Source organism: Alkalimonas sp. (assembly GCF_020831925.1).
In the GTDB taxonomy this organism is placed as follows: Bacteria; Pseudomonadota; Gammaproteobacteria; order Enterobacterales; family Alteromonadaceae; genus Alkalimonas.
The window spans coordinates 25,395-45,081 of the sequence record NZ_JAFIFQ010000031.1; the positions used below are offsets into that span (position 1 = coordinate 25,395).

At 53.4% G+C, this 19,687-nt stretch carries 14 protein-coding genes; 7 read left to right on the forward strand and 7 right to left on the reverse strand.

The annotated features are described in order from the left end of the window. Positions 1–79: 79 nt before the first annotated feature. Positions 80–679 carry a TIGR04211 family SH3 domain-containing protein gene (locus JJU14_RS10805; RefSeq protein WP_228613404.1) on the forward strand — a complete coding sequence of 200 codons (600 nt, stop codon included), beginning with the start codon at positions 80–82 and terminating at the stop codon, positions 677–679. Between the two features lie 31 nt (positions 680–710). On the opposite strand, the gene JJU14_RS10810 is transcribed toward JJU14_RS10805, so the two are convergent. Then, positions 711–1,196, reverse strand: a complete 486-nt coding sequence (locus tag JJU14_RS10810; protein ID WP_091339548.1) for a winged helix-turn-helix transcriptional regulator — start codon at positions 1,194–1,196, stop codon at positions 711–713. A 145-nt stretch (positions 1,197–1,341) separates the two neighbouring features. Between JJU14_RS10810 and putA the strand changes: the two genes are divergently transcribed. Together putA and JJU14_RS10820 are read left to right on the forward strand one after the other, a co-directional pair. Beyond that, on the forward strand, positions 1,342–5,112 hold the full coding sequence (gene putA / locus JJU14_RS10815; RefSeq protein WP_228613406.1) for a bifunctional proline dehydrogenase/L-glutamate gamma-semialdehyde dehydrogenase PutA: 3,771 nt from the start codon (positions 1,342–1,344) through the stop codon (positions 5,110–5,112). A gap of 161 nt (positions 5,113–5,273) precedes the next feature. After that, entirely contained in the window at positions 5,274–6,422 is a 1,149-nt protein-coding gene (locus tag JJU14_RS10820) for an HD-GYP domain-containing protein (protein WP_228613409.1), read from the forward strand. A gap of 1 nt (position 6,423) precedes the next feature. Here JJU14_RS10820 and JJU14_RS10825 read toward each other — a convergent pair whose 3' ends face one another. Together JJU14_RS10825 and JJU14_RS10830 are read right to left on the reverse strand one after the other, a co-directional pair. Next, on the reverse strand, positions 6,424–7,179 hold the full coding sequence (locus JJU14_RS10825) for a general secretion pathway protein GspB (RefSeq protein WP_228613412.1): 756 nt from the start codon (positions 7,177–7,179) through the stop codon (positions 6,424–6,426). 89 nt (positions 7,180–7,268) lie between these two features. After that, positions 7,269–8,183 carry an AAA family ATPase gene (locus JJU14_RS10830; protein ID WP_228613415.1) on the reverse strand — a complete coding sequence of 305 codons (915 nt, stop codon included), beginning with the start codon at positions 8,181–8,183 and terminating at the stop codon, positions 7,269–7,271. 77 nt (positions 8,184–8,260) lie between these two features. On the opposite strand from JJU14_RS10830, the gene JJU14_RS10835 reads away from it, so the two are divergent. From JJU14_RS10835 to JJU14_RS10850, 4 genes are all read left to right on the forward strand, one after another. Further along, complete coding sequence (locus tag JJU14_RS10835; RefSeq protein WP_228613418.1) at positions 8,261–9,493, forward strand: multifunctional CCA addition/repair protein; 1,233 nt, start codon at positions 8,261–8,263, stop codon at positions 9,491–9,493. Positions 9,494–9,630: 137 nt separating this feature from the next. Beyond that, the gene (locus JJU14_RS10840; protein WP_228613421.1) at positions 9,631–12,063 is read left to right on the forward strand and encodes a helix-turn-helix domain-containing protein; all 2,433 of its coding nucleotides are present in this window, start codon (positions 9,631–9,633) and stop codon (positions 12,061–12,063) included. A gap of 128 nt (positions 12,064–12,191) precedes the next feature. Further along, complete coding sequence (locus tag JJU14_RS10845) at positions 12,192–12,425, forward strand: AbrB/MazE/SpoVT family DNA-binding domain-containing protein (protein WP_228613424.1); 234 nt, start codon at positions 12,192–12,194, stop codon at positions 12,423–12,425. After that, the gene (locus JJU14_RS10850) at positions 12,422–12,823 is read left to right on the forward strand and encodes a PIN domain-containing protein (RefSeq protein ID WP_228613427.1); all 402 of its coding nucleotides are present in this window, start codon (positions 12,422–12,424) and stop codon (positions 12,821–12,823) included. Before JJU14_RS10845 ends, JJU14_RS10850 begins: the two co-directional genes overlap by 4 nt. 183 nt (positions 12,824–13,006) lie before the next feature. Here JJU14_RS10850 and JJU14_RS10855 read toward each other — a convergent pair whose 3' ends face one another. The 4 genes from JJU14_RS10855 to JJU14_RS10870 form a co-directional block, all read right to left on the reverse strand. Next, positions 13,007–16,606 carry a M1 family aminopeptidase gene (locus JJU14_RS10855; RefSeq protein WP_228613430.1) on the reverse strand — a complete coding sequence of 1,200 codons (3,600 nt, stop codon included), beginning with the start codon at positions 16,604–16,606 and terminating at the stop codon, positions 13,007–13,009. An 11-nt stretch (positions 16,607–16,617) separates the two neighbouring features. Further along, complete coding sequence (locus JJU14_RS10860; protein ID WP_228613433.1) at positions 16,618–17,511, reverse strand: ABC transporter ATP-binding protein; 894 nt, start codon at positions 17,509–17,511, stop codon at positions 16,618–16,620. A gap of 170 nt (positions 17,512–17,681) precedes the next feature. Next, a complete protein-coding gene (locus JJU14_RS10865) occupies positions 17,682–18,104 on the reverse strand; it encodes a secondary thiamine-phosphate synthase enzyme YjbQ (RefSeq protein ID WP_228613436.1) in 423 nt (140 codons plus the stop codon). A gap of 86 nt (positions 18,105–18,190) precedes the next feature. Further along, positions 18,191–19,687: bifunctional aconitate hydratase 2/2-methylisocitrate dehydratase (locus JJU14_RS10870; RefSeq protein WP_228613439.1), on the reverse strand; the 1,497-nt coding region annotated here is incomplete at its 5' end.

Genomic DNA, 19,687 nt, shown 5'->3' on the forward strand with positions numbered 1-19,687 from the left:
CTTGTCAATTCGATCACAACTCCCTATCATCCTGATACGAACTCAGTAGAACCAAATGATTACCGTCACGGGATGGCCCATGTTCAGAACCACCGCTTTTGTCTGTACACTGCTGTTAAGTGTAGCTCTGATTTTTCCTTCGCACAGCTACGGCGACACTGCCGAACCCGCTTTTATCAGCGATGCCTTGTTTGTTTATGTTCACTCAGGACCAAGTAACCAGTTTCGTATTATCGGTACCGTCAATGCTGGTGATGCCATCCAGCTGCTGGACAGGGATGCAGACTCAGGCTACGTCCAAATTCAGTTTGAAGGTAATCGTCGTGGTTGGCTCCCTGGTCAATACGTTTCAACCTCACCCGGTATGGCGGTACAACTGCAACAACTGAATGAGCAATTAACTGAGCAACAATCAGAACTGAATCAGTTACAACAACAAAACCAGCAGTTAAGCCGCGAACTGTCGACCCGTACCGAAGAGTACAACCGGGTGCGTGATCAGTTGCAGGTTGCCAATAGCGCTTACGAGCAGCTAAAAGTTCAGTTTGATGCCGAACACAGCAGTGTTTGGCAAAACCCCAAAGTACTGGGTGCTGCTATTCTGGGTTTTGGTCTCTTACTTGGCTTGTTGTTGCCGCTGCTAATGCCTCGGCGGAAAAACAGCGAACGCTGGATGTAAGTCGTAAGGCCTGTCTGCAAAGACAGGCCTTTTAAAGCTGTTCGTTGGCTTTAAGCGGCAGTCCCTCGTCTTTTTTCACCTGCTCTATCACCACATAGGTATGATTTTTAATCACGCCAGGTAGGTCGACAATCTCGGCCAGAATGATGCGGTAAGCATCCATATTCGGCAAACGCAGCTTTAGCAAGTAATCAAAACCACCAGCCACCATATGGCACTCCACCACATGGGGAATTTTCAGCACATCTTCTTTAAAGCGATCAAACACATCGCTGGTGGTATTATCCAGCGTGATTTGAATGAATACCGTAGTGCCAAAACCCAGCCGACTGGCGTTAAGCTGGGCGCCATAACGTTCGATATAGCCTTCTTGTTCCAGCTTTTTCACCCGATCAATGCAGGGGCTGGCACTTAAATTCACCCGCCGCGCCAGCTCAACATTGGAAATGCGCCCTTCACGCTGCAGGGTTTCCAGAATATTCATATCTATCCGATCGAGGGCACGTACTTTCACCATGGGCAGGCTCACAGTAATTTTTAGGGCAATTTCGCCATTTGGCCGAATTATATCCGGTTTAAAGGCAAAATAAACCACCCTATTTGGTCAACTTTTTCCTAGAATGCGCGTCATACTTAGCTATGGTTTTTATCGGGAGGTTTTGATGTTATTTCGTGACTCACTGGAGGCCACCAACCCTCTGCGCCAAAAAATTCGTGACTTCTACCGTGCCGATGAAGATCAGGTGCTGGATTTCTTACTGCCTCAGGCCGATGTTGGCAACAATGCCCGTAGCCGGGCCTGGGAGCGGGCCCGCCAAATGGTGCTGGCGATTCGGAAAGCCCAGACAGGTAAAGGCGGTGTCGATGCCCTGCTGAATGAATTCTCTTTATCGACCGAAGAAGGCCTGGTGCTGATGTGTCTGGCTGAAGCCCTGCTGCGGGTACCCGATAACAACACCATGGATCGCCTTATTCGCGACAAACTGGCCAAAGGCAACTGGAGCTCGCACCTTGGCAACAGCTCGTCGATTTTTGTCAATGCCTCGGCCTGGGGCTTGCTGATGACCGGCAAAATGGTCAACTACAGCGATGAGCGTAAAGCTCAGCAGTTTGGCCTGCTAAAACGTACCTGTGGCCGCTTGGGCGAGCCGGTGATCCGCCAGGCAGTGCGCTATGCCATGCAAATCATGGGCACCCAGTTTGTGATGGGTACCACCATCAGCAGCGCCATTGAGCGTGCGAAAGAGCAGGAAAAGCGCGGCTATACCTATTCCTACGACATGCTGGGTGAAGGTGCTCGTACCATGGCCGATGCCGAGCGCTATTTCCAAAGCTATCTGACCGCCATCGAGACCATTGGTAAAGCAGCGGTTGGTAAAGGCCCCTTTAAAAGCCCGGGCATTTCCGTTAAGTTGTCGGCCATTCACCCACGCTACAAATTCGCTCAGCGCGATCGGGTTTTAACCGAGCTGATCCCCCTTCTGAAGCAACTGGCCGTAGCAGCCAAACAGTACAACATTGGTTTTACCGTGGATGCTGAAGAAGCCGACCGGCTCGATTTATCGCTGGATATTATTGAAGCGGTGTTCAGCGATCCGGCACTGGATGGCTGGGAGGGCTTTGGCCTGGCCGTGCAGGCCTATCAAAAACGTGCCATCCATGTGATTGACTGGCTGCGCGAACTCACTGAAAAAGTTGGCCGCAAGATGATGGTACGCCTGGTGAAAGGTGCTTACTGGGATACCGAAATTAAACTGAGCCAGGTTGAAGGCTTGCACGATTTCCCTGTGTTTAGCCGCAAACCTTCCACCGACGTCTGCTACCAGGCCTGCGCCAAAAAGCTACTGGCCTATCGCGACACCATCTACCCACAGTTTGCCACCCACAACGCATACACCGTGGCCACCATTTTGGAAATGGCACCGGATCGCAGCGGTTTTGAGTTCCAGCGCCTGCATGGCATGGGCGATGCGCTGTACGATCAGGTAGTGCGTGATGATAAAGTACCTTGCCGCATCTATGCCCCTGTCGGTGAGCATGCGGATCTGCTGGCCTATCTGGTGCGTCGTTTGCTGGAAAACGGTGCCAACAGCTCTTTTGTCAACAACATCATTGATGAAACCATTCCAGTCGAAAGCCTGCTGGCTGACCCACTGGAAACCGTGCGTAACTGGCGGCAAAAACGCAACCGGCAAATCCCACTGCCCGCTGATGTGTATGGCAGTGAGCGCCTGAACTCTCGCGGCACCGACATCAGCGACTGCGATCAACTGATCCCCATCAAGCAGGCGATGGAGTCCTGGCTGGCGGTGATTGCCAAACTGGAACAGCCAATTAATGGGCATCCGGTCACCAACCCGGCCAATCTGGACGAGGTGGTAGGTTACATTCAATACGCCGATGCCGAAGCCATGCAGGCTATCCTGGCAAGAACCCAGCAAGCCTTTGACAGTTGGTCGCAAACCCCGGTAGCAGTACGTGCTAACTTACTGCGCAAAATCGGCGATGCGCTGGAAAGCCATCAGGACGAATTACTGACTATCTGCATCAAAGAAGCCGGTAAAACCCTGCAAGATAGTATTGCGGAAGTGCGCGAAGCGGTGGATTTTTGCCGTTATTACGCTGCCCGTGCTGAGGAGTTACCAGAAGAAAGCGAAGCGCGTGGTGTGGTGCTTTGCATCAGCCCGTGGAACTTCCCGCTGGCTATTTTCCTTGGCCAGGTCGCCGCAGCTATCGTCACTGGCAATACCGTAGTGGCGAAGCCTGCTGAGCAAACCAGCCTGATAGCAATCCGCACGCTGGAGATTATGCAGCAATGCGGCTTGCCTGAAGGCGTAGTCGAGCTGGTGATCGCCCCGGGCCGTCAGGTCGGTGAGCACATCGTGCCGGACGAACGTATTCAGGCGGTGATGTTTACCGGCTCGACCGAAACTGGTTGCTGGATTGCCCGTAAGCTGGCGGAGCGCGTCGGCGAGCCAGTACCTTTGATTGCCGAAACCGGTGGTCAAAACTGCATGATCGTCGACTCCACTGCTCTGCCAGAGCAAGTAGTGGATGACGTGATAGCGTCTGGTTTCCAAAGTGCTGGCCAGCGCTGCTCGGCACTGCGTGTCTTGTTCCTGCAAGAAGATATTGCCGATGACGTCATCGAAATGGTGGTTGGCGCCATGAAAGAGCTAACGGTAGGCGATCCGGCCTTTCTGTCCAGCGATTTAGGCCCGGTGATCGATGCCAAAGCGCATGAACGCCTGACCAGCCATGTGCAGTACTTAAGCGATAAAGCCACGCTGCATTATGCCTGCCCGATCCCAGAAGGTGATCGTCACTTTTTCTTCGCACCGCACTTGTATGAGATCAGCGATCTGACCTTGCTGGAGCGGGAAGTGTTTGGCCCTGTGGTGCATGTGATTCGCTTTAAAGGCCCAGAGCTGGATAAAGTCATTGAGCAGATCAATGCCACCGGCTATGGGCTGACCATGGGCGTACACAGCCGGATTGAAGAAGTGACTGAGCGGGTTGCCCAGTCGATCAAAGCCGGTAATATCTACGTCAACCGCAACATGATTGGTGCTGTAGTCGGCGTGCAGCCGTTCGGTGGTCGCGGCCTGTCCGGTACCGGCCCTAAAGCCGGTGGTCCTTTCTACTTAAGCCGTTTGGTCAAAGACAATCTGACAATAGAAGATGCTGAACTATCTGAGCAAAAGCGCTCCCTGTTGTTGGCAGAAACCACCAGCCGGGCGGTTGCTTACGCCATGCCAGCGGCAGCTACGGCTCAGGCCATCTGGCAGCAAACACCGATTGTTCAACGTAGTTCGGTATTGCGCCAGTTTCTGGCCTCACTGGCCGCAAATACGGTGGTAGCTAAGCTGGAGCCGGATCTGGAGCAGGTTATTTCTGTTGCCCGCAGTCAATTGCGGTTGATTGAACAAGAACTGGCTCAACCGATTCGCTTGCCAGGACCTACGGGTGAAAGCAATACCCTCTGGCTGGAGCCTCGCGGTACCCTGGCCTTGCTGCGCGACGAGACGGCGGATTTCAGTCACTGGTTACTCAGTGCCCTGACCGCTATTGCCGCAGGCAATGCGGTAATCACCGCCGTGGAGGAACAAGACCTTCCAGAAGCAGAAGCGGTGGTGAAAGCCCTGGTTCAAGCGGGCATGCCGGCTCATTTGATGGCAGTGATCAAGCTAACCAGCATGACCACCTTGCTCTCCGCACCAGACCTGGCGGGTGCCATCGTGCAATCCGGTACAGCCATCAAACCACTGGCCGGTGAGCTGATCGCCAGTCGTGAAGGGGCGATTTTGCCGCTGATCACCACACCGGCGGATCATCGTTTGTTGCATCGTCTGGTGACTGAAAAAACCATCACGGTTAACACCACAGCTGCTGGTGGCAACGCCTCGCTAATGACGATGGCGGATAATATTTAATTGTCCTGCTGAAATAGCAGCCATGTCATTTCGTGCCCTATCCAGCCAGCCCAACCGGGCTGGCTGTTTTTCATTCTGACGGCACTGGCCCCTACTGTTAATTTAGCGTTACTGAGCTACACTATAAACTGACTTGGAGCAGTTTGAGGAACCCCAACCCTATGGCATTACAGGAAGTAACCTTGCAGCAGTTGCAACCGGGTGATTTTGTGGTGCGTGTCAGCCAGCAGACTGGCGATGTGCTCATTAAAGAAGCCGGCCTTGTGCGAAGTAAAAAAACCATAGAGCTGCTACGTAAAAAAGGCGTGCTCCGAGTCTGGATCGATCCGGATCTGGCCGCACATAAGCCACAATCCTCAAATGACGATACTGCAGGGGCTGATAGTCAAACCGCCGAAGCCCCGGATGAGAGCGAATTCACGCGGGTCGACTTTTCCGCCGAGTTACCCAAGGCTGAAAAAACCTGGCAGCAGCTCAAACAAAAGCAAAGCCGGCTGTTTGATAGCTGCCGTCGTCAGCAAAGCATCGATTTGGAGCTGGTACAGGAAGTCAGTTGCGGCCTGGCGGATTCAGTCAGCCGAAATCAGGATGTACTGCTGTGCTTAAGCCGTATCGCTCAAAGCAGTGATGATTTGCTGCAACATGCCATCAACTGTGCCGTCTATATGGCCGCTTTTGGTCAGCAACTGCAACTATCGAAAGGTCAGCTGCAGGATCTCATCATGGCTGCTTTGCTGCACGATATAGGGAAAGTCACACTGGGCGCTGCTACCAGCGATATCGACGCTATCCCAGCTAGCCTAAAACTGCTGGCACCAATGAACCGCTTGCCGGCAGAAGTGTCGTTATGGGTGGCACAGCACTGCGCTCATTTGGATGGCAGCGGCTCCCCTAAAGGTTTAAAAGGCCACCAGATTAGCCAGGGCGGCCGAATGCTGGCCATTGTCAATCAATACGATAATTTGTCGCACCCCATCGGTAAAAAGCCACTGAATCCACAGCTGGCCAGCAAAAAATTACTGGAAAAAACGCCCGATCAGCTCGACAGTGAACTGACTCAGCGCTTTATTCGCTGCATCGGCATTTACCCACCCGGCAGTGTGGTGAAACTACACAGTGGCAAACTGGCGCTGGTGCTGGAAAATAATCCGAAGAAACCGACCCAACCCAAGGTCAAAGTGTTTTATCACAGCCAGCATCAACACCACCTTCCTGCTAAAGTATTGGATTTGGCCAAGCATCAGGAAGAGCACATCGACTACTGCATCGATTTGGAGCAATACGGATTGGAAGCCAGTAATTACCTCTGACTCACCTCGACCATTCACTCAGCGCCGCCATACTGAACTCCTGCTGCCGATAGCGTAATACTACATGGTTTGGATGAATTTCCACCACCTGGATATCGGTGCTCAGCCACTGGCCTTGCTGTAAAGTACGTCCATTCACTTTCACCCAACGCCTGGAAGGGACACTGGCAAACACATGAGCTTCAAAACGCATCGGCGGCAACTGTTGCTGGACCTGTGGCGCCAACTCGGAAATATCCCGAGCTGGGGCATCGTGCACCCGCACATGCTCACGGCGCTGCCCGGCTTGCTCCAACTCATCCACTACCTGAGAAAAGCGTTGCTGCAGCTCTGCCGATACCTCGGTGGCTTCCAACTCATCGAGCGATGGCAAGGCAGCTCGGGCAGGACGAGACTCAGGCTCCGCAGCAATAACAAGTGGTTCAGGCCCCACAGTTACTGGTTCGATGGTCGCTGTTCGCTCTGTAGCAGCGACAGGCTCTACTACCTTAGACTCGCTGGTGGTGACGGGCACTTCGGATAAGGCCGCCAGGATCTGTTGCTGACTAGCCACCACCACTGGCTCAGTGCTCTGACCCGATCCCATTGCTGCAGCAGGCGTCTGCTGCGTCCCGAGCCAATACCCTGCAGCCAGTGCCAGGCTAAGAATAGCGGCACCAGCCAGGACACCCAGCCAGAAAGGTGCTACCCGGTTAGACGCTGTGGTATTGGCAGCGATATTTTGTTGCTGTTTTAAAGCATCCATCAAAATGGACATGCATCACTCCTGCAAAGCCAAACGCTTTGTCCTGCTAGTTGCCATCTAAACACTTGGTTTTAGATGGCGAGGTATACTACCCAAACCACCTAGCCCAATACGCGGGCAAGAATAAAGCCAAGCCCCGCCATGAACGGGATCAGAGCCAGCAACCAGAGCCACTGTCCAGGCTGAAGCGCCGGAGCAGGGCCGGCACTGGCCGGTAAAATTTCGTTGGCGGCCTGCTGCACTTCCGCTTTACCCACCAAGGGTTTCTGGCGGGCAAAAGCCGCCAACATGGCTCTGTCGGCCAGCAAGTTTAGCAAACGCGGAATACCCTGACTGCGCTGATACAACTGGCGAACAGCGGCAGCTTCAAACACCGGCCGCTCAGAGCCCGCCACTTTCAAGCGATAGCTTAAATACTGTTGCACTTCGGCTTCAGTCAGCGGCATCAGATGGTAACGCGCCGTGATGCGCTGCGCCAGCTGGCGCAGGTCAGAACGCTGCAATAATTGCTGCAGCTCCGGCTGACCAATTAAAATCACCTGCAACAGCTTACGGCTGTTGGTTTCCAGATTGGTCAGTAACCGTAGTTGCTCCAGCACCACCGGCTGCAAGTGCTGCGCTTCATCAATGATCAGCAGTGTTTGTTTGCCCGACTGATGATTTTTCAGCAAACGATTTTTAATTTTATCGCCCAACAGCTTCAGACTGGCATCGGATTTTTTGTAACGAATACGCAGTTCGTCGCAAATGGTTGCTAAAAGTTCCAGCTCCGACAAGGTCGGGTTCAGAATAAAAGCCAGTTCGGTGTTTTCATCCAGCTCCTGCAGCAAGGCACGCGAAACTGTGGTTTTGCCAGTACCTACTTCGCCGGTTAACAGCACAAAGCCACCAGCATCACCGAGGCCATAGCGTAAATGCGCCAATGCCTCGGCGTGACGCCCGCTCAGGAACAAAAAATCCGGGTTCGGAGCTATGGAAAAAGGCTGACTGTGCAGGCCAAAAAAGCCGGTGTACATGCGCGCATCCTGTGCTTATCGCTGAAAAATTTCAGTGGTTCGGTATAATGGCAAAAAAAGCGACGTTGGAAAAGCCTGTGCAACTATATCTTGTCGGTGGTGCGGTCCGCGATGAACTGCTTGATTATCCCTTTCACGAGCGGGACTGGGTAGTGGTGGGTGCGCATCCGCAGCAACTGCTGGATCAAGGCTACCAGCAAGTCGGCAAAGACTTCCCGGTATTTCTGCACCCCAAAACCAAAGAAGAGTATGCCCTGGCCCGCACCGAACGCAAACAAGGCTCGGGTTACACCGGCTTTGTGACCTACGCTGCGCCCGATGTCACGCTGGAGCAAGATCTGGCCAGGCGCGATCTGACCATCAATGCCATCGCCAAAGCCGAAGACGGCACCCTCGTCGATCCTTATGGTGGCGTCACGGATCTGAAAGCGCGGGTGCTGCGCCATGTCTCACCGGCTTTTGCCGAAGATCCCCTGCGAGTGCTGCGGGTGGCCCGTTTTTATGCCCGCTATTACCACCTGGGTTTTCAGGTAGCCGACGACACCCTCGCATTGATGCAACAACTAAGTGAGAGTGGCGAGCTGCAGGCGCTCAGCGCCGAGCGGGTCTGGCAAGAGCTGAGTAAAGCCCTGAGCACCCGGCATCCCGAGGCATTTATTGAGCTGCTGAGGCGCTGCGGCGCATTAAAACAGCTGATGCCGGAACTCGATGCGCTTTGGGGCGTGCCCCAGCCTGCCAAGTGGCACCCGGAAATTGATACCGGTGTGCATACCTTGCTGGTGCTGCAGCAGGCAACCCAGCTCTCCGAACGCATCGATATCCGCTTTGCCGCCCTGGTGCATGATTTAGGCAAAGGTGTCAGCCCGCCAGAACACTGGCCATCCCATCATGGCCATGAACACACCGGCCTGCCGCTGATTCAGCAGCTTTGCCAGCGCTTAAAAGTCCCGAACGATTGCCGGGATTTGGCACTCTTGGTCTGCCAGTACCACCAGCTGATCCACCGGGCGGCAGAGCTGAAAGCCAGTACCGTACTAAAACTGTTTGATGGTATTGATCTGTGGCGCAAACCCGAGCGGCTGGATGCCATTATCTGCTGTTGCATCGCCGATCTGCGCGGCCGCACTGGCTTTGAGCAGGCCGACTACCCGGCCGAACAGCTCCTGCCGCAACTGGCCGCGGCCGCTCGCACTGTGGATATCAAACCCCTGATACAGCCTGGCATGAAGGGCGACGCCATCAAGCAAGCTCTACAACAGGCAAGGTTGGAGGCGATTCATCAGGCAAAACGCGTACAGCGTATGGATTGATACCGGCCGGCTGCAGCGTTTTAAAGGGTCCGACATAAGACAATCCCAGCCCCAAATAAACAATAAATTTGCATTTTTGCATCACAAGTTCTAACTTTTAGGTTGGGATAGCACTCGAACAGCAGGGATGACAAAGCATGGAACATGACCCCGTTTCAGCCATCAATGAGCCACTGCAACTAGCCAGAGAGCTGGTGCAGCACACCGGCATGCATTTGTTTCTGACCGGTAAGGCCGGTACCGGCAAGACCACCTTCCTGCGCGAGCTGAAACAACAATCGCCCAAACGCATGATGGTAACGGCACCGACCGGGGTGGCAGCGGTTAATGCCGGCGGTGTGACCCTGCATTCTTTTTTTCAGTTGCCCTTTGGCCCCTATTTGCCGGGCACTGAGTTGCCGCAACAAAACCGCTTTAGTAAGGAAAAAATCAATATTATCCGCAGCCTGAATCTGCTGGTGATCGACGAAATCAGTATGGTCCGGGCCGATATGCTTGATGCGGTGGATGCTGTGCTTAAACGCTACCGGCGCAGAGACCGTCCCTTTGGCGGGGTGCAATTGCTGATGATCGGTGATCTGCATCAGCTGGCGCCGGTCGCCAAAGCGCAGGACTGGACACTGCTGCAAAACCATTATGGCAGCTGTTATTTTTTCTCAAGCAAAGCGCTGCAACAAGCGAAATGGCTGACGCTGGAATTGCAACAGGTCTACCGCCAGTCCGATCCCCGCTTTATCGGCCTGCTTAACCAAGTGCGCGACAATCAACTGGATGACGCCGCCCTGGCATTGCTAAATAGCCGCTATAAGCCAGGCTTCCAGCCAGCGCCCGGTGAGGACTACATCACCCTGACCACCCACAATCACAGCGCAGATGCTATTAATGAACGCCAGCTGGCCACTCTGCCTGGGCCAGAAATGCAGTTTGCTGCTCACATTGACGGCGATTATCCGCCACAAAACTACCCGGTTGCCGACAAGCTGGTGCTGAAAAAAGGTGCTCAGGTCATGTTCCTGCGCAACGATACTACCGAGCAACGCTATTACAATGGCAAGACTGGCGTGATCACTCATCTGGAAAAAGAGCTGGTGCGGGTGCGATGCCCTGGTGAGTCGCAAGACATTCAGCTATCGCCACTAAGCTGGGAAAATATCAAATACGTGTTGGATAAGGACTCCGGCGAAATCAGTGAACAGGTGATTGGTAGCTTTACTCAGATCCCGCTGCGGCTGGCCTGGGCAGTCACCATTCACAAGAGCCAGGGCCTGACCTTCGAGCGCGCCATTGTCGATGGCGAAGCAGCTTTCTCCCATGGTCAGATCTATGTGGCACTGAGTCGCTGTAAAAGCTTCGAGGGGCTGGTGCTAAGCAGTCCTTTGTCGGCCCGCTCGGTACTGACCGACGAGGCCGTCAGCCACTTCAGCCGCCAGCAAACCGCACCGACCAAAGACATAGTGCAGCGCGCCAGAATAGACTATCAGCAGCAGCTGTTACTGGACGCATTCGACTTTAGCCAGTGGAGCCGACGGTTGCATGACCTGGTCAGTGCCCTGCACGAACATCATAAGCTAATCCACTGCACCAGCGCTGCCCAACTGGATGCGATCAACAACAACATCGGCTCCGAAGTACACACTGTAGCTGCCAGTTTTTGTCGCCAGCTGACGTCTTTATTCAGTCAGCATAACGAGCCGCAACAAGATCCACGGGTGCTGGAGCGATTGCACAAAGCAGCGGATTATTTTACCGACAAACTGGCTGATTTACATGTCTGGCTAGACGCTTTTAGTTTTGATACGGACAACAAGGCCATCAAAAAACAACTGAATAAGGCGGCGGATCATCTGCGTCAACTTGTTGCGATAAAGCTAGCCGCGCTTGATTGCATGCGACAGGGCTTTGACAGCTGCCGTTATCAGGAAGCCGTGGCGCGGGCGCACATCGACCAAAGCAAGCAGGCTCCGGCAAAAAAATCCGCCGAGCCGATTCAACTGGCTGATATGCAGCATCCGGAACTGCTGGAAAGGCTAAAAAACTGGCGCGCCGAACAGGCCAAAACCGAGAACCTGGCTCACTTTCGCATACTGCATCAACAGGTGATGCTGCACATTGCCAATGCTCTGCCCGGCAATGTTTCAACGCTGCTAGCTCTGCCGAAAGTAGGCCCTGCTACCGTCGAAAAATACGGTGACGCTATCCTGCAGCTGGTAGCCGATTATTGCCAGCAAAAGGGTTTGGAGCCCAACCAGGCGCCGGTCAGCCCTGAGCAGCCAGTTGCCCGTAAAAACAAAGCCGATACCCGACTGGAAAGCTTCACCCTGTACCGGCAAGGACTTAGTCTGGAGCAGATTGCCGAACGCCGGGGCCTGGTCAGAAGCACCATCGAAAGCCACCTGGCCCATTATGTGGCGCAGGGCGAGCTGGAGCTAACCGAACTGGTGTCAGCAGATAAGATCTCAGTGATCCGCAAGACGGCCGCAAGACTAGGGGATGACAGCCTGAAGGTACTCAAAGAAGCACTCGGCGAGCAGTATTCCTATGGCGAGATCAAACTAGCGCTGATGGCTTGAAGTTCACTGATCTCATGGTTCGCAAAGGGAACGTTTTTGAGTACAAGCTTGTTGAAAAGCACTGGCTAATTTTTCATCTCTTTGCTACCTTACTATAAGTAAGGCAGCATCTAAAAGGAAAGGCAGTCATGACCACAGCAACAGTGACCAGTAAAGGCCAGATCACTATCCCGGCCAGTGTGCGCAACGATCTCAAGGTTGGCCCTGGAGATCGGGTAGAATTTGTAAAAGTGACTGAAGGCCATTGGGAGATGCTTGCCGCTGTTGAGGATATCACCCGGCTACGGGGCATGGTTACACCCAAACGCATGGTCAGCGTTGAGGAAATGAACGCCGCGATCCGACGCAAGGCCGGCCAATGATTGGGCTCGATACCAATGTGTTGGTGCGCTTTTTAACTCAGGATGACCCAATCCAGTCGGCCATGGCCAATAAGCTGATTGAAGATCAACTGACATCGCGCAACCCAGGCTTTATTTCATCCATTGTACTGATTGAGATCATCTGGGTTTTAGAGACCTGTTATGACCAACCAAGAAAGACAATTGAAGACGTTGTCAATGCGCTGCTGACTACAAAACAGCTGGTTATTGACGAGGCCGATTTAGTCTATCTGGCGACCAAGCGCTTCTCAAGCGGTAATGCCGATTTCAGCGATGCGCTGATCGCCGTTATGTGCGAACATCGAGGGTGTTCTTCGATAGTAAGTTTTGATAAGAAGGCACAATCCGTAGGAATGGTTTATTTAGCATCCACCTAAGCCTAGCGACCCGCGCTCATCCATATCAATGAAATCAATGCCATGATCAACTGCCATGCAGTGTCAGTACCAGAATGCTGCCGCCAGCGCGGTCGCGGAACTCCAGATATACCCCGGCCAGGACCCCATATTCAGGCGCACAGCACAGAGCTGGTACTGTGCGTCCTGTAAATGACCGGCCCCTTAACGCACCTGACGTACGTTGGTACTGGTGTCGCGGCTGATCATTTTCACGAACGGGTCAATCCCCGCGAATGCCGGCCGTTCGTCTAGCACCAGCAGAATGCGGTTTTCACCAGACTGGATTCGGTGCCGCTCCAGATACAACACCTCGTTATCGCTGCGTACCCGATCCGGATGCAATTGCAAAGCTCCGATATCGAACCATTCATCCAGCGCCAGCTCGGTTTCCTCCCCCATAGCATCCGCTTCGTACTTGCGGGCTTCAATAACCAGCTCCAGCTGCCATTGGCCGTTATCCAACTGCTCGGCGATGACGCTTTGGGTCTCAAAGTCAAACAGCACGATGCGTTCAAACAAGTCAGTAATAAAGTCCTGCTCGTCGTCATGGGCTTCTGCCCGAATGGCTTTTAACAAATCCGCAGAAGTCGGGTAAGGGGTATGCTGAAAGCGGAACTGCTCGATAAGGTTTCGAATGGCCCGGTTGAGTCGTTCTTCACCCATCCGGTCACGCAGTGCGTACATTACCAGTGAACCTTTCTCGTAATAGATATAAGACTGCATTTCCACATACTTCAGTGGTGTCTCGCCTACTATATCGAACACCCGACGTGACAGGTAACGGTCCAGCTCTCGTTTCAGGAACTGCCGCATGGCCGCTTTGCCATAAGTCCGCTCCATCACCATCAGCGCTCCATATTGCGACAAAGTTTCACTCAGTACCTGGGCACCTTTGACGTTGGCCGGCGTAATCTGATGGCCAAACCACTGATGCGCCACTTCATGGGCGGTCACGTAATAAGCAAAGTCGATATCGTCTTCGTCGCGCAAATCCAGCACGAACCCCATATTCTCGGAAAATGGCACAGTATTGGGGAATGCCTGGGCAAAACTGCGGTAAGGAAACTCGATGATCCGCAATTGCCTGTGCTGATAGGGCCCGAAGTGCTCGGTGAAGTAATCCAGCGAGTCTTTCACACCAGCAATCATTCGCCCCACGTTCATAGCATGACGCGGATGATGGTAGACCTTGATGGCGATATCGTTATGATCTTCGCGGGTAAGCGCCAAATCAGCCGACATGATATTGAAGAAATTCGCGATCGGAGCATCCATTTGGTAACGGAAGTATCGCCGCCCATCGTGCTCCCAACGTCGCTCCAGATATCCCGGTGCCAATGCATGCTGGTCCAGGTTGGTGGATACGGTCACTGCAAAATCAATGAAATGCGACTGACCGGAAAACAGGCTGACACCCAGTTGACTGCTATCATCCAGTTCCGCCATCGGATGTCGCGCCGGCAGATCCCGCTTACGTCGTTCATGCCGATCCTGCAACTCGAAATTGCTTTGATAACCCAGCGACGGCAACAACTCTGAATTGCTGATAAAGGTGCCATTGTAGAGCACGCTGAGGTCAGATCCTTTATCCACAAAGCCTTGATTCACCCGCGCCACTTCGAAGTCCAGGCGTCGCGACTCAGTTGGCTGTAAGGGTGTATCAAACTGCAGCCACAGCACCCCGAAGCGCTCGTCTATATCTTGCACTGAGCCTCCTTCCAGCTGCAGTAGCATGCTACTAGCCCGGGAGTCATGAGGCGGCTTATGCACCAGCATGCGTTCAATCACCGTGTCTGAAAGGTTGGTTAGCATATAATGGCCACGGGCATCTATGCGCCGCTGCTCGGGTATGATATCCACTTCCAAATCGACCGCAGTGATGGATGGTAAAGGCATATCCAGGTAAACCCGATAGTTCTGTTCATAGGCTGCCTGCAAATCCATGCCTTGTTTCGAGGTCTGAAACGCATTCAACACCCTCGTATTGTAATGAACCCAGCTGCCCGCACCGACAAAAAGCAGCAAGCCGATGGTCATGGTCGCCTTTCCGGGCATCGCCAGTTGTGAAGACAGTTGCTGCCAACGGTTGCGCAACCTAGCTTCGTTGCCTCGACGCCATAAACCATAACTCAGAGCCGCCATCACTAATGTAAGGCCACCCCAATACAACATGTACCAAAGGTGCGGCTGCACAAAATGGCCATAGCCGTTAATGTCGCTGTACAGACTATTCGGGCTGGTAGCGAAATGGAACATATGATGCTCCAGACCCAGATTGGACAGCGTCATCCCCACGATGATAAAGAGCACCATCAGGCCGATACCAGCGAACTTGTTTGGGCTTAGGGTCTGAATAAAAACCGCCAGCACCGCCGACATCACCAGCGGCAGTACATACCACAGGCTCAACCGGGTGATGTACTGCCCCAGCTCCAACCAGGTATGACCTTTTATTAACTGGAAGCCGATGGTCATCACCATGCTGGCCAGTGTCAGGCCAAGGATCACAGCCGTCAGGCCGACCAGTTTCGACACAAAAAACACCGAACTGTGAGTCGGCGTGCAGTCGATGATATCGCCCATGCCACTTTGCCGCTCCCGCCACACCGATTCAGCGCTGTAGTAAATAAGGATGACCGTCATCATCAATACAGTCCCATCGATCACCTGACTGACCATAAAGCGGGTAAAGGGCCAGCCGGAAGTGCCATAGGCGCTGCCAAAATTACCTTGCAGCAGACCAGATACGATAAAGAAAACGGTTAACAGCAGCAGAATCACAAAAGGGGCACTCTTGATAATCTGGCTCACTTCAAAACGGCTGCGCAGCAACAACTGCTGCCACCAGCTGCGCCGATCGGTATGAATTTCAGGTGCAGGTAACTCTGTCAGCGCCATGCTGACTGGGGCAATGATTTCAGGATTGCCTTGCTGTTGCTTTTTATGGCGTCGTATTGACAGTGGCCGGCGTGGATCGATCAGCACATGGGTTGCCAGCATAAGAAGTCCAGCAAGTCCAAGCCACAGCAGCCGGTTGGCCAGAATAAGCCCTTCCAGGCCAGGCATCGTGCTGTTGCGCTCCGTCGCTGTCCAGTAGCGGGTGACTTCTGTAAACGAAGACATCCCAAATGGATCCAGCAAGGCGGCAAGTGTCCGGTAATCCGGATCGCTAAGTAAGGCACTGCTGGTCAGGTACAAAATAAAGAAACCGACAACCCCAAGGTACATCCCCATAATGGAGCGACTGGCGACGGCAAGGCTATAGAACAAGGCCGCACAAAACAGCAGGCTAGGAACCACCAGAAAAATAAATGGCCAAATGTAATAGCTGATCACGTTCGGGCCGAAGCGTTCAGCATCGAGCCAGGGCATCCAACTGCCAAGTAACAGACCAAGAGGCACACTGGCAAACACCAGCACGGTGATCGCGAGCGAACCGGTCAAGCGTCCCCACAACCAGGCGCCTTTGCTAACAGGTGTCGCCAGAATAATACCATCCATCCGATTTACAACATCACGAGTCGCGGAATTTCCAACAAAGTTGGCAACCAGGAACATGGCAAAAATACTAAAGACCATCAACGCCATAGCCAGGGACCAGGGTGCGTTCTGATGGACGCTTGGGCCACCGAACGCAATTTCTACATTAGGCACTGCAATGGTCATAAAAGCCAGCAGGAAAAAAAGTGCGGCAGTAATATAAAATGACGGCAAGCGACGCAGGTAACGCGCTTCCGAACGGGCAAGTTGCAACCACATCATAGCAGTTCTCCTTATGCCAGGCAGGCAGTGCTGCCATTCCGCACTTTATGCAAGGTGGCAAAATACACATCTTCCAGATCCGGGGTGACCGCGACAAAGTCGTCCGCTGGTTGCTGCTCAGACAATACATGCAATACACTGCGACCAGCCTGCAAGTGACTGGAAATAACGGTGTGTTGCTGCATCAGAGCTGGCGCTTGCTGCTTGTCAACTACGGTGCGCCATACCTGGCCGTGAAGCTCATGCATTAGGGCTGCAGGTTCCCCTTCCAGCTGGATCCGACCTTGTGCCAGTACCGCCATGCGTGGGCACAGGTCCGCTACGTCCTCAACGATATGGGTCGATAGAATGACCACTTTGCTTTGGCCAATATCAGCGAGCAGGTTGTGAAAGCGATTGCGCTCTTCTGGGTCCAGCCCTGCTGTCGGTTCGTCGACAATAATCAGTTCCGGATTGCCAATCAGCGCCTGGGCAATACCGAAACGCTGGCGCATCCCACCAGAAAAAGAGCTGACCGCTTTTTTGCTAACCTGATGCAGGTTGGTCTGTTCCAACAGGGTATCGACCAGTTGTTTGCGCTGTTTGCTATTGATAATGCCTTTGAGGATCGCAACATGGTCGAGTAAATCCCGGGCGCTGATGCGCGGATAGACGTTAAAATCCTGCGGCAGGTAGCCGAGTGTCGCCCTGATCTGGTCCGGTTGTTCAGCAACCTTAATACCATTAAAAACAATCTCACCATGGTCAGCGGATTGCAGTGTGGCAATGGTGCGCATCAACGAGGATTTCCCTGCGCCATTTGGCCCCAACAAGCCGAACATTCCTACCGGAATATCGAGATTGATAGCATCCAAGGCTTTGACACCGTTATTGTAGGTTTTGGATAGATTACGAATAGTCAGCATGCTGAAGCCCCTCACGCACTTAAATTAGCTAAATCACTGATGATCTCAGTACCAGTAGACCACTATGCCAGAGTGTGGGTTAAGGCAGAATCAATGATTTGTAACAGAGTACTGCAAGGGTGTAATTTCTGAGTGCCTAAGAGGGCTTGCCTGTTAAATCACTGCCATGATCAACGGCCATGCAGTGTCAGCACCAGGGTTCTGCCGCTGGCGCGGTCGCGGTGCTCACCCAGATAAATGCCCTGCCAGATCCCTAAATTCAATCGTCCTTCGGTTACTGGCACAGTCACACTGCTGCCAAGCAAACTGGCTTTGAGGTGTGCCGGCATATCGTCAGGGCCTTCATCATTGTGTTGATAGTAAGGCTCATTTTCCGGTACTGCACGGCTGAAAAAGCGCTCGAAATCACCGCGCACTGTTGGATCAGCGTTTTCGTTCACCGTCAACGACGCCGAGCTATGCTTAATAAACACATGCAGCAACCCCTGCTGCAGTGTCGCTAACTCCGGCAAGGCGCGGATGATATCATTGGTGATCAAATGAAAGCCGCGCCGATAGGGCGATAGCTGAAGCTCTCGTTGAATGTACTGCATAGATCTCCTGTCTGTTGCATGCGGTTGGTTCCGTTTAAAGCAAAAAGACCTGCCGCGGCAGGTCTTTTTAGTAGTGCAGCTGTTGATTACACCGCTTGTTGAATAATCACATTGTCCGCTTTTTTGGTGTACTGCGGCATTTTGTGGAAATTCAGGTAGCGGTAGGTATCTGCCGCGGTGGCATCGATCTGCTTAGCGTACTCTAGGTACTCAGCCACGGTTGGCAGGCGACCGATGATGGAGCTGACTGCAGCCAGTTCAGCCGAAGCCAGGTAGACGTTCGCTCCCTGACCCAAGCGGTTCGGGAAGTTCCGGGTAGAGGTCGATACGACCGTGGAGTTCTCAGCAACGCGCGCTTGGTTACCCATACACAGCGAGCAACCTGGCATTTCGGTGCGGGCACCGACTTTGCCATAGATGCTGTAGTAGCCTTCGTCGGTCAACTGAGCCTGATCCATCTTGGTCGGTGGTGCAATCCACAAACGGGTTGGCAACTGGCCTTTGTATTTATCCAGCAGCTTACCGGCTGCGCGGAAGTGACCGATGTTGGTCATACAGGAGCCGATAAAGACTTCATCAATCTTATCGCCAGCGACTTCCGACAGCAGTCTGGCGTCATCCGGATCGTTTGGTGCACACAGGATAGGCTCGTTGATTTCGCTCAGATCGATATCAATTACCGCGCTGTACTCGGCATCAGCATCCGCTTGCATCAGCTCCGGCTTGGCCAGCCATTCCTGCATCGCCTGAATGCGACGCTCGATGGTACGACGATCGCCATAGCCTTCGGAGATCATCCACTTCAGCATCACAATGTTGGATTCCAGGTACTCAGCAATCGAAGCTTCCGACAGCTTGATGGTACAACCGGCAGCAGAGCGCTCAGCCGAGGCATCAGACAACTCAAATGCCTGCTCGACCGTCAGGTTAGGCAAGCCTTCGATTTCCAGAATACGGCCAGAGAAGATGTTCTTCTTGCCCTTTTTCTCTACGGTCAATAAGCCCTGCTGGATGGCGTAATACGGAATGGCGTGTACCAGATCGCGCAGGGTAATGCCTGGCTTCATCTCGCCTTTAAAACGCACCAGCACCGACTCCGGCATATCCAGTGGCATCACGCCTGTGGCAGCAGCAAAGGCCACCAGGCCAGAGCCTGCCGGGAAAGAGATCCCAATTGGGAAACGGGTGTGCGAGTCACCACCGGTACCGACCGTATCCGGCAGCAGCATACGGTTTAACCAGGAGTGGATGATGCCATCGCCCGGACGCAGCGATACACCGGCACGGTTCATAATAAAATCTGGCAAGGTGTGGTGGGTGTCAACGTCCACCGGCTTAGGATAAGCCGCTGTGTGGCAGAACGACTGCATCACCAGGTCGGCCGAGAAGCCCAGACAGGCCAGATCTTTTAGCTCGTCCCGCGTCATTGGGCCAGTGGTATCCTGCGAGCCGACGGTGGTCATTTTTGGCTCACAGTAGGTACCAGGGCGCACACCGGTCACGCCACAAGCTTTACCGACCATTTTCTGCGCCAGAGTGAAGCCTTTGCCGCTATCGTCTTTCGCGCTTGGACGACGGAACAC

Coding starts and splice junctions, on each gene's coding strand:
- JJU14_RS10805 (WP_228613404.1), top strand. CDS start 80: ATGTTCAGAACCACCGCTTTTGTCTGTACACTGCTGTTAAGTGTAGCT.
- JJU14_RS10810 (WP_091339548.1), bottom strand. CDS start 1,196: ATGGTGAAAGTACGTGCCCTCGATCGGATAGATATGAATATTCTGGAA.
- putA (WP_228613406.1), top strand. CDS start 1,342: ATGTTATTTCGTGACTCACTGGAGGCCACCAACCCTCTGCGCCAAAAA.
- JJU14_RS10820 (WP_228613409.1), top strand. CDS start 5,274: ATGGCATTACAGGAAGTAACCTTGCAGCAGTTGCAACCGGGTGATTTT.
- JJU14_RS10825 (WP_228613412.1), bottom strand. CDS start 7,179: ATGTCCATTTTGATGGATGCTTTAAAACAGCAACAAAATATCGCTGCC.
- JJU14_RS10830 (WP_228613415.1), bottom strand. CDS start 8,183: ATGTACACCGGCTTTTTTGGCCTGCACAGTCAGCCTTTTTCCATAGCT.
- JJU14_RS10840 (WP_228613421.1), top strand. CDS start 9,631: ATGGAACATGACCCCGTTTCAGCCATCAATGAGCCACTGCAACTAGCC.
- JJU14_RS10845 (WP_228613424.1), top strand. CDS start 12,192: ATGACCACAGCAACAGTGACCAGTAAAGGCCAGATCACTATCCCGGCC.
- JJU14_RS10850 (WP_228613427.1), top strand. CDS start 12,422: ATGATTGGGCTCGATACCAATGTGTTGGTGCGCTTTTTAACTCAGGAT.
- JJU14_RS10855 (WP_228613430.1), bottom strand. CDS start 16,606: ATGATGTGGTTGCAACTTGCCCGTTCGGAAGCGCGTTACCTGCGTCGC.
- JJU14_RS10860 (WP_228613433.1), bottom strand. CDS start 17,511: ATGCTGACTATTCGTAATCTATCCAAAACCTACAATAACGGTGTCAAA.
- JJU14_RS10865 (WP_228613436.1), bottom strand. CDS start 18,104: ATGCAGTACATTCAACGAGAGCTTCAGCTATCGCCCTATCGGCGCGGC.